Raw genomic sequence first — 9,228 nt, 5'->3', positions numbered from 1 at the left:
CCAGCAGCAGGCTCAGTTGCACGAGCGACGCGAAGAACGAGCCCATGGCCGTCTTGCGGTGGGTGTTGCGCGCGAGGCGCCACGACTTCAGCAAGAAGAAGCCCCCACCTGTCGCCGCGCCCACCATGTAGACCGGGCCGGCGCCGAACAGGCCCGGCAGCAGCGAAGCCGCCACCAGCGCGACCGTGCTCGCAAACACCACGCGTGCAGCACGCTCGGGCCCCACCACCACCGGCAGCATGGGCACGCCCGCCGCGGCGTAGTCGGCCTGGTTGGCGATCGCCAGACTCCAGAAGTGCGGTGGCGTCCAGAGGAACAGCACCAGCGCCAGCAGCAAGGGCAGCGGCCCGAGCGTGGGGTCGACCGCCGCGCCGCCGGCCAGCACGGCAAAGCTGCCGGCCAGGCCGCCGATCACGATGTTCGTCCAGCTGCGCCGCTTGAGCCACATGGTGTAGACAACGCCGTAGAAGAAGGCGCCGAGAAAGGTGTACAGCGCGGCACTCGCATTGAGTGCCCACCACGCCGCACCCACCGACACCGCCAGCAGCCCGCCGATCATCAGCAGCCAGGCCGGCGAGTGCCGCAAAGCACCGGTGACGAAGGCGCGCGTGCGGGTGCGCGCCATCAGGCGGTCGGTGTCGTACTCGTAGTACTGGTTGAAGGCACCGGCGCTGGCCGACGCACCCAGCACCGCCAGTGCCAGCACCGCCACCTGCGCGAGGCTGAGCGCTGCCCCTGGTGCCCCCGGCGTGACCGCCAGGCCCACCAGCGCGGTGACCATGATCATCACGCCGATGCGCAGCTTGAACAGGCCCAGCACCAGGCGGGCCGTGTGGGCTGGGCTCGGGCGGGCGCCTTGCGCGAGGGTGGTCGAGTTCATGAGGTTCGTCCTTCGCTCAAGGGTTGTGCGTTGCGTGGCCCACCTGCCCGATGGCTCAGCTCAGGCCCCACACCTGCGACAGGTACTTCCAGTTGATGAAGTAGTAGAGAACGAAGGCGACCAGGAACACCATCGCCAGCATGAAGGTGCCCGGTGCCGCGAAGCCAGCCGAGCCGTAGGTCTGCGCGACGGCGGTCGGTGCGGTGCGCGGGACGGGCGTGAACTTCGCACTCGGCGCACCTGACTCCAGCTTCTTGCCCCACAGCAGCGAGCCCACCGTGACGTAGATGTAGATGCCGCCGCCCGCGATGGCCGCGATGCCGCCGATGCCCACCAGGCCCATCATCAGGTAGGCCGCCCCCGGCCACTGGTAGGCCAGTGCAGCGCCCTGGAAGGCCATGTCCCAGTGGCGGCGCGACACACCGAGCGTGCCCGCGCCCATCATCACCAGGCAGAAGAAGTACATCGACAGGCCGAAGAGGTAAGGCTGGATCTTCGCCAGGCCCGGGGCAATCATTTCGCGCTTGAACAGCACCGGGATCAGGAAGTAGGTCAGCGCCATGAACGACAGCGTGGTGCCCACCACCACCGTGGCATGGAAGTGCCCCGGCACGTAGATGGTGTTGTGGATGATCATGTTGAGCTGCTCGGTGCCCATCATCACGCCCGAGATACCGCCCAGGAAGCCGAAGCCGATGATCGAGATGAACACGCCCGAGAACGTCGGGTTGCCCCAGGGTGCCTTGCGCAGCCACTCGAACAGGCCCTTGTTGAAGCCCTTGGCGCGCTGCGCCACTTCCATCGCACCAGGGATGGTGAGGCCGTGGATCATCGAAGCGAGCACCGCGAAGTACATGAAGTAGCTGGTGTTGACGACCTTCCAGCCGGTGCTCATGCCCGGGTCGGCCAGCAGGTGGTGGGCGCTGGCGAGCTGCAGGAACAGGATGTAGAGCAGGAAGGCGCCGCGGCTCACGCGCTCGCTCATCGGCTTGGCGCCGAAGGCGATCGCCGCCACTGCGTACCAGATGGAGATGTGCGCCGCCACGTTGATCTGCTGCGACGAGTGGCCGAAGGCCCACCAGATGGTGCGGTAGACCAGCGGGTCGACCTCTTTCACGATGCCCACCGACATCAGGAAGGTGGGGATCAGGATGATCGCGCCCGAGGCGATGGTGAACACCGCGATGATGCAGGCCGTGATGGCGCCGAAGGTCACCAGCGGCACCGAGCCCTGGTAGGTCTTGTCACGCTTGGCCACGACCAGCGTGCCCAGGAAGACGAAGCAGCCGATCAGCGCACCCACCGCGAACAGGATGAGGCCCAGGTAGAACGAGGGCGCGGCCATCATCGGCACATAGGACGTCATCATCACGCTGGAGCCGCCCTGGTACACCGCCACGTTGTTGGTGACCGCGCCGATCACCATCAGCGCGAAGGCGAGCCAGGCAATCCTGGGCGTGGCCAGCCGACACCTCAGGAGCGTGGACGAGCAGAAGTACAGCACCGCGATCTCGAAGAAGATGATCCAGAAGATCAGCATGTCAATGCCGTGAGCGGTGAGCACCTGGTAGAAGGTGTCGGCCTCCAGCCAGTGCACTGCGGGCCAGCGGGTGAGCACCACGCCGATGGCCAGAATGCCGCCGATCAGCAGGAACACCACCGCCGCCACGGCGTTGGCCAGCATCAGCTTCTCGGCATTGGCTTCGAACTGCAGCCCGGAGCGGGGGCAGGTCCGGTAGGTTGTCGCGCTGGACATGGTGGTCGCCCTCCCCTTCACTTGACGTAGATGCGACCGACCATCGTGTGATGGTTGATGCCGCAGTATTCGTTGCACACGACCGAGTAAGTGCCCGACTGGTTGGGCGTGACGGTCACCACGTGCTCATAGCCCGGCACGATCTGGATGTTGATGTTGGCCGGCTGCAGCGAGAAGCCGTGGTTGTAGTCCATCGACGTGAGGTGCAGCTTGTAGGTCTTGTCCTTCTCCAGCTCGAGGATGGGCCAGAAGTTCCACAGCCGCGCGATCATGTAGATGTCGCTGCCCGCCGGGGGCGCCACCACCGGCACCTTGGCCTCGGTCTCGGTGCGCACGGTGTACTTGTCGACCATGGCCTGCGCCTTGGCCGAGAACTTGTCGGGCGTGGTCTTGTAGGTCTCGGTCGAGAGGTTCTGCTTGCCGTAGATGTGCCAGCCAACCATCATGAAGAACATGATCAGGCACCAGACCAAGGCGATCAGGATCCAGGTGCCTTCGACGCGGTCGAGCGGGTGTTTCCACCATAGGCGTTCTGACGGGGGCTGGATGGCGCTCATCGGGGCTTCTCCTCTCTGTATATGCGTTAGCTCACTTGGCCAACGGGATCGTGAGGATGTCGATCACACCCCACAGCGTGTAGACCACCATCGGCACCATCACGCCGAGAAACAGCAGCAGGAACGGGTTGTCGAGCAGCTGCTGCATCCAGGGCACGGGCTCGTTGTCGTTGTCGGTCGGGCTCATGGGTTCTCTCCGGCAGGTTGACGCGCGGCACAGGGTGCGCACGGGTTCTGGCGATTCTGCGGACGTACCGCTTCGCCTCACTTGAACCAGTTCAAGAAAACCACCGGTTGTCTTTGCCGCACTGCGACAAGCGAGCACGCGGCGGCTACGATGCGCCGCACTCACTGCCCACCGTGCTCATGAGCGACATCGCCCGCCGCCACCATGTCTTGCGCCGCCTCGCCTTGTGGTGTGCCGTGATGGTGTTGGCCGTGACCAGCCTGAGCGCCTTCATCCGCCTGTCCAAAGCGGGCCTGGGCTGCGCCGACTGGCCCGCCTGCTATGGGCAGAGCCTGCGGCAGTTGCAGCAAGGCGTGCCGGTCAGCGCCGAAGAGCAGACGGCCACCGCCGCAGCGCGCCTGGTGCACCGCATCACGGCCGTCACCGCCTTGCTGCTCGTCATCACCATGCTGGCTGTGTGCTTTGGCCCCAGCCCGCGGCTCGCGCGCGAGAGCTGGCAGGCGTTGGCCCTCCTGGTACTGGCCTTGTTTCTCGCTGTGCTCGGTCGCTGGAGCAGCCAGGCGCGTGTGCCAGCCGTGGCGATGGGCAACCTGCTGGGCGGCATTCTGATGCTGGCGCTGTGCGTGCGGCTCGCATTGGCGGACAAACCGCAACGCGGCCTGCGTGTCTGGGCAGCGCTCGCTGCGCTGCTGCTCGCGGCACAGGTCGGGCTGGGTGGTCTGGTGAGCGCGTCGTACGCGGGCCTGAGCTGCAGCAGCGGCTGCGACCTGAGCGCGCTGCTGCGCTCGGCCGACTGGGGCACGCTGAACCCGTGGCGTGAACCGGTGCTCAGCGCCACTCCACCCGTCAACCCCTCGGGCATGCTGGCCCACGGCCTGCATCGCCTCGGCGGCGTGTTGCTGGTGGTGCTGCTGGTGCCCACCACGTGGAGCGCATGGCGGAATGGGCGCCCTCGCAGAGCCGTCTTGCTGCTGGTGCTGCTGGCCGCGCAGATCACGCTCGGGCTGGCGATGGGCGCGTGGGCCTTGCCGCTGGCATTGGCACTACTGCACAACTTCCTGGCTGCAGCCCTGTTGACCACGCTGGTGACCCTGGTCTGACCCGCAGCCGGTTTGACGCTGCTCAAGTTCGGCCAGCACCGCCTTGGCCACAATCCGCGCGAACCACAGCCCGGAGATCACGCGCATGGAGGTCAAACACTTCGATGTTCCTCGCTACCTGTCGGTGCTGCCGTTGTTCAACGAGATGAACAGCGACGAGCTGCAGCGGCTGGCCGCGGGGTCGCAGCTGCGCCGCCTGAGTCGCGGCGACATGGTGTTTCGCGTGGGCCAGGCGTGCGAGGAGTTCCACGTCACCGTGATCGGGCAGGTGAAGCTCTTTGCGATCTCCCCCACGGGCCAGGAGAAGGTGATCGAGCTGGTCGGCCCCGGCAACAGCTTTGCCGAGGCGCTGATGTTCACCGGCCGCCCGTACATCATCAGCGCGCAGGCGCTCACCGACACCTTGCTGCTGTCGGTCTCCAAGGCCGCCGTGCTGGCCGAGATCGCGCACGATCCGCGCTTTGCGCTGCGCATGCTGGCCGGGATCTCGCGCCGTTTGCACGGTCTGGTGAAAGACGTCGAAGCCAATTCACTGCACAGCGGCCTGCAGCGCGTGATCGGCTACCTGCTGCGCGGCCAGGATCCCGAGCACTGCGACTGCGGCGAGGCGCTCACGGTGTCGCTGCCCGTCAGCAAGGCCACCATCGCGTCGCTGCTGTCGCTCACGCCGGAGTACTTCTCGCGCGTGCTGCACGAGCTGGAGTCGGCTGCGCTGATCCAGATCGACCGGCGCGACATCCGCATCATCGACTCGAAACGCCTGGCGGAATACCAGCCCGCAGCCTGAGGCGGCTCCTCAATGTGACGTGCCCTCGGAGCGGGAGATCTTGTTCCACACGTTGTACTTGCCCACGGGCTTGCTCATTGGCAGGCGCTTGACCTCCTTGAACGTGGCCGCGTCGTAGACGATCAAGGCGCCGTCCATCTCCCACAGGCTGGCGAGCGCGTAGCGTCCGTCTTTCGTGAACTCGATGTGCGCCAAGGTCTTGCCCGGCTCGCGCACCTGCGCCACCGGCTCCAGCGTGGCCTTGTCGAAGATGGTCAGCGTGTCCTTGGATGCCGGGCTCATCATCGAATCGGCCCAGGCGTAGCGGCTCGCCTCGTGGCTGCGCACGAAGAAGCCCGGCCCCGGGGTCTTGATGGTGCGCACCGGCTTCCAGCTGCCCATGTCGATCACGTCGAGTGCCCCGTCCTTGAGGTTGGGGCTGGCGAGCACCGTCGTGCCTTGCCACGCAAAGGTGATGCCCGAGCCCAGGTGGGGCATGCCGGCAATGGGCAGTTCGGCAATCTTGCGGCGGATGTCGAGGTTGACCACCTGCGCACTCGGCTGGCCATCGGCCTTGGCCCGTGTGGCCCCCAAGGCGTGGCGGTAGCTCTGGTCGAAGAAGAAATCGTCGAGCGGTTCGTCCAGCAGGGTGCGCTTGACGCCGTGCATGCCCGGTTTGGCCATGCCTTCACCCATCTTGTAGTCGTGCACATAGCCGTCGTAGATGGGCGCGGCCTTCGGGTCGTACGAGATCTCCCACAGCTCGGGGATGTCTTTCAGCGCCACGATGAAGCTCTTGCGCGGCGTGGCGTCGTACACCGCCGAGACGCGCGAGCTCGCCTTGCCATCGAGGGTGGTGGCGTCGAAGGTCTTCACGAGATTCAGCTCGGCATCGAACAAGGCCAGCGTGTGCGGCAGGTAGTTGGCCGCCATCACCCATTGGCCGTCGCCGCTCACCGCCACGTTGCGCATGTTGAGCCCGGCGCGCACTTCGGCCACGACGGTGAGGTTCCACAGGTCGTACTTGGTGATCCAGCCGTCGCGCGAGCCGAAGAAGACGAAGCGGCCATCGGGCGTGAACTTCGGCCCGCCATGCAGCGCGAAGCGGCTCGCGAAGCGGTGGATGGGCGTGAAGCGGTCACCGTCGACCAGGCTCACGTGGTGGTCCCCGCCCTCGACCACGACAAAGAGGTTCATCGGGTCGGCCGACCAGGTGGGCTTGTTGGGCAGGTCGCGCGCCTGCGCATCGGCCACGCGCGAGGCGCGGATGTCGGCGTCGGCCCAGCGCGGTGCGGGCGTCACCGGCGAGTAGATGTACTGCGCCAGCGCGCTGATCTCGTCGGGCTTGAGCGAGGCCGCGAAGCCCGCCATCTGCGTGGCGGCCCGGCCGTGGGTGATGACCTTCAGCGCCTCGGGTTTGCGCAGGCGCTCCAGGCTCTCGGGCAGCAGCGCCGGGCCCATCGCCCCGAATCGTTCGGCGCCGTGACAGCCGGCGCAATGCTGCTGGTACAGGGCGGCGGCATCGGGTACGGACTCGGCGGGTACGGTCTGTGCGCGTGCGAACTCGGTGCCCATCCACATCAGGCCCAGGGCCAGCACCACCGGCAGCACCCAGTGCCAGCGGCCGACGGGGGCGTCATCGGGCTTGGACATGGCGCTCTCCACGAGGCTGGTGCTTGAACGGCGTGATGGCGATGCGCTGGCTGGGCGCGCGCAGGCCGATCTCGCCGTCGCTGAGGTAGCAGCCCGGGTCTTCGGCCCAGGGGTTGCCGGTGACCTGCTCGGCCCGCACGCGGGTGTTGCCGCCACAGATGGCGAAGTGCGCACAGCCCGCGCAGCGCCCGCCGACCTTGCGCGGCCGCGCCTTCAGGCCGGCCCTCAGCGGGTTGGAGGTGTCGGCCCAGATGGCCGAGAACGCGCGCTCGCGCACGTTGCCCAGGGTGTGGTGCCACCACATGGTGTCGGGGTGCACGTTGCCCAGGTTGTCGATGTTGGCCACGTTGACGCCCGACGAGTTGCCGCCCCAGGCTTCGAGCCGGGCACGCAGCGCGTCGGCCCAGCGCGGGAAGCGCTTGCGCGCCCACTGCAGCATGTAGACACCATCGGCATCGTTGTTGCCGGTGACGAACTCCTTGTCGCCGCCGGCCGCGGCATCGGCCCAGGCGGTCTCGAACAGCAGGTCGAGAGCCTGGCGGGTGGCGGCGAACTCGGCGTCGCGCGCGCGGTGGATGTTGCCGCGCCCGGCGTAGTTGAGATGCGAGAAGTAGAACTTGTCGACCGCCTCGGTCTGCATCAGCTGCAGCAAGGCCGGCAGGTCGTGCGCGTTCATTGCCGTCATCGTGTAGCGCAGCCCCACCTTCACGCCGCGCGCATGCAGGTGGCGCACGGCCGCCAGGCTGCGCTCGAAGGCGCCTTCGAGGCGGCGGAACCTGTCGTGCGTGGCGCCGATGCCGTCGAGGCTGATGCCCACGTAGTCGAAGCCGGCCACGGCCACGCGCTCGGCCATGGGTTCGTCGATCAGCGTGCCGTTGGTCGACAGGCCCACGTAGAAGCGCATCGCGCGGGCCCGGTCGGCGATCTCGAAGATGTCGGGCCGCAGCAGCGGCTCGCCGCCTGAGAGGATCAGCACCGGCACGCCGAAGGCTTTGAGGTCGTCCATCACGCCGAAGACCTCTTGGGTGGCGAGTTCGCCCGCGTAGTCGTGGTCGGCCGAGAGCGAGTAGCAGTGCTTGCAGGTGAGGTTGCAGCGGCGGATCAGGTTCCAGATCACCACCGGGCCGGCGGGTGCGCCGCGCCGGCCTGCTGTGGGGTACTGGCCGTGCTTCTCGGCGTGGGCGATCTCGCGCATGAACTGGGAGATGCGAAACATGGGGGCTCAGCTTTCCGACAGGCGCAGGCCCGCCTTCTTGAGGATGGCGCTGCTGTAGAGGATCTCGTGGCCGCGGCAGGCATCACCGAGCAGGTGTGCGATCTCCAGCGCCTGGCGTTCCACGTCGGCACGGGTGTGGCCGTGCACCATGGCAAAGAGGTTGTAGGGCCACAGCGGCAGCGAGCGCGGCCGGCGGTAGCAGTGGGTCACGCCGGGCAAGGCGCCGACCTGCGCGCCCAGCGTGTCGATGCGCTCGTCGGCCACGTCCCACACCGTCATGCCGTTGGCCACCCAGCCGAGCCGGTAGTGGTTGGGCACCGCGCCGATGCGGCGCACCAGGCCTTGCTCGCGCATCTGCGCGAAGCGCTCGCGCACGGCGCTGCTCGGCACCCCGAGCATCGCGCCAATGGCTTCGTAAGGCCGGTCCACCAAGGGCAGGCCGCTTTGCGTGGCGCCGATCAGCTCGCGGTCGAATTCAGACAGAGCCATGGGTTGGATCCCTTTGTGCCGGCAGGCGCAGGCCGACGAAGTACTCGCGCTCCTTGGGGAAGCGGTGCACCGTGAGCCCGGTGTCACGCTCGATGCGCCGGCAGGCCTGCTCCACGTCGGCCGGCGTCTCGGCCGCAACGACGAACCACATGTTGAGCCGGTGCTCGCGGCGGTAGTTGTGAGCCACCTCGGGCAAGGCGTTGACGAGGGCCGTCACGCGTTCGAAATCAGCTTCAGGCACCTCGATGGCGGCGAGCAGGAACTGGCCGCCCGCGCGCTCGATGTGAAACAGCGGGCCGAAGCGCGTCAGCACGCCTTGCGCCAGCAGCGTGTGCAGTCGCTCGATGACCTCGACCTCGCTCAGGCCCAGCTCGGCGCCCACGTCGGCGAAGGGCCGCTCGGTCAGCGGCAGGTCGCCCTGCAGGCGGTCGATCAGCCGGGCGTCGGTGGCACTCAGCGGCGTGCGGGTGGCGTCAGGCAAGGGCATGCGGGGCCTCCCGGGCTTCTTCTCGGAAGTAGCGCGCGCCCTGCTGCTTGAAGCGGCGTGCGCTGAAGAGCACGGCATGGTCACAGTCGGCCAGCCCGGCGCCGGCGATGGCCTGAGCGACCAGGTCGAGCACCGTG

General features: G+C 67.4%; 10 protein-coding genes. 2 read left to right on the top strand and 8 right to left on the bottom strand.

The window, feature by feature from the left end:
• The 4 genes from cyoE to VFL64_RS15525 form a co-directional block, all read right to left on the bottom strand.
• Positions 1 to 880: heme o synthase (cyoE, locus tag VFL64_RS15540; protein WP_489541285.1), on the bottom strand; the 880-nt coding region annotated here is incomplete at its 3' end.
• 55 nt (positions 881 to 935) lie between these two features.
• Positions 936 to 2,636 (bottom strand): cbb3-type cytochrome c oxidase subunit I, encoded by a 1,701-nt coding sequence (locus VFL64_RS15535; protein WP_489541284.1) that lies wholly within the window; start codon positions 2,634 to 2,636, stop codon positions 936 to 938.
• A 17-nt stretch (positions 2,637 to 2,653) separates the two neighbouring features.
• Positions 2,654 to 3,193, bottom strand: a complete 540-nt coding sequence (locus VFL64_RS15530; protein ID WP_489541283.1) for a cytochrome C oxidase subunit II — start codon at positions 3,191 to 3,193, stop codon at positions 2,654 to 2,656.
• 31 nt (positions 3,194 to 3,224) lie between these two features.
• Entirely contained in the window at positions 3,225 to 3,380 is a 156-nt protein-coding gene (locus VFL64_RS15525; protein ID WP_489541282.1) for a hypothetical protein, read from the bottom strand.
• Positions 3,381 to 3,559: 179 nt separating this feature from the next.
• Between VFL64_RS15525 and VFL64_RS15520 the strand changes: the two genes are divergently transcribed.
• Together VFL64_RS15520 and VFL64_RS15515 are read left to right on the top strand one after the other, a co-directional pair.
• Positions 3,560 to 4,480: a COX15/CtaA family protein gene (locus VFL64_RS15520; protein WP_489541286.1), complete on the top strand. Its 921-nt coding sequence runs from the start codon at positions 3,560 to 3,562 to the stop codon at positions 4,478 to 4,480.
• Positions 4,481 to 4,565: 85 nt separating this feature from the next.
• Entirely contained in the window at positions 4,566 to 5,267 is a 702-nt protein-coding gene (locus VFL64_RS15515) for a Crp/Fnr family transcriptional regulator (protein ID WP_489541281.1), read from the top strand.
• A 9-nt stretch (positions 5,268 to 5,276) separates the two neighbouring features.
• Here VFL64_RS15515 and VFL64_RS15510 read toward each other — a convergent pair whose 3' ends face one another.
• From VFL64_RS15510 to VFL64_RS15495, 4 genes are read right to left on the bottom strand one after another with little or no spacing between them, the layout of a single operon-like run.
• A complete protein-coding gene (locus VFL64_RS15510; protein WP_489541280.1) occupies positions 5,277 to 6,899 on the bottom strand; it encodes a cytochrome D1 domain-containing protein in 1,623 nt (540 codons plus the stop codon).
• Positions 6,883 to 8,115: a heme d1 biosynthesis radical SAM protein NirJ gene (gene nirJ / locus VFL64_RS15505; protein WP_489541279.1), complete on the bottom strand. Its 1,233-nt coding sequence runs from the start codon at positions 8,113 to 8,115 to the stop codon at positions 6,883 to 6,885. The genes VFL64_RS15510 and nirJ overlap by 17 nt, the downstream gene beginning before the upstream one ends.
• A gap of 6 nt (positions 8,116 to 8,121) precedes the next feature.
• Entirely contained in the window at positions 8,122 to 8,604 is a 483-nt protein-coding gene (ahbB, locus tag VFL64_RS15500; protein ID WP_489541278.1) for a siroheme decarboxylase subunit beta, read from the bottom strand.
• On the bottom strand, positions 8,591 to 9,091 hold the full coding sequence (locus VFL64_RS15495) for an Lrp/AsnC family transcriptional regulator (RefSeq protein ID WP_489541277.1): 501 nt from the start codon (positions 9,089 to 9,091) through the stop codon (positions 8,591 to 8,593). Before VFL64_RS15495 ends, ahbB begins: the two co-directional genes overlap by 14 nt.
• Between the last annotated feature and the right edge of the window lie 137 nt (positions 9,092 to 9,228).

Source organism: Rhizobacter sp. (assembly GCF_035702065.1).
In the GTDB taxonomy this organism is placed as follows: domain Bacteria; phylum Pseudomonadota; class Gammaproteobacteria; order Burkholderiales; family Burkholderiaceae_C; genus Rhizobacter.
This window is presented reverse-complemented; position numbering and strand designations above follow the sequence as displayed.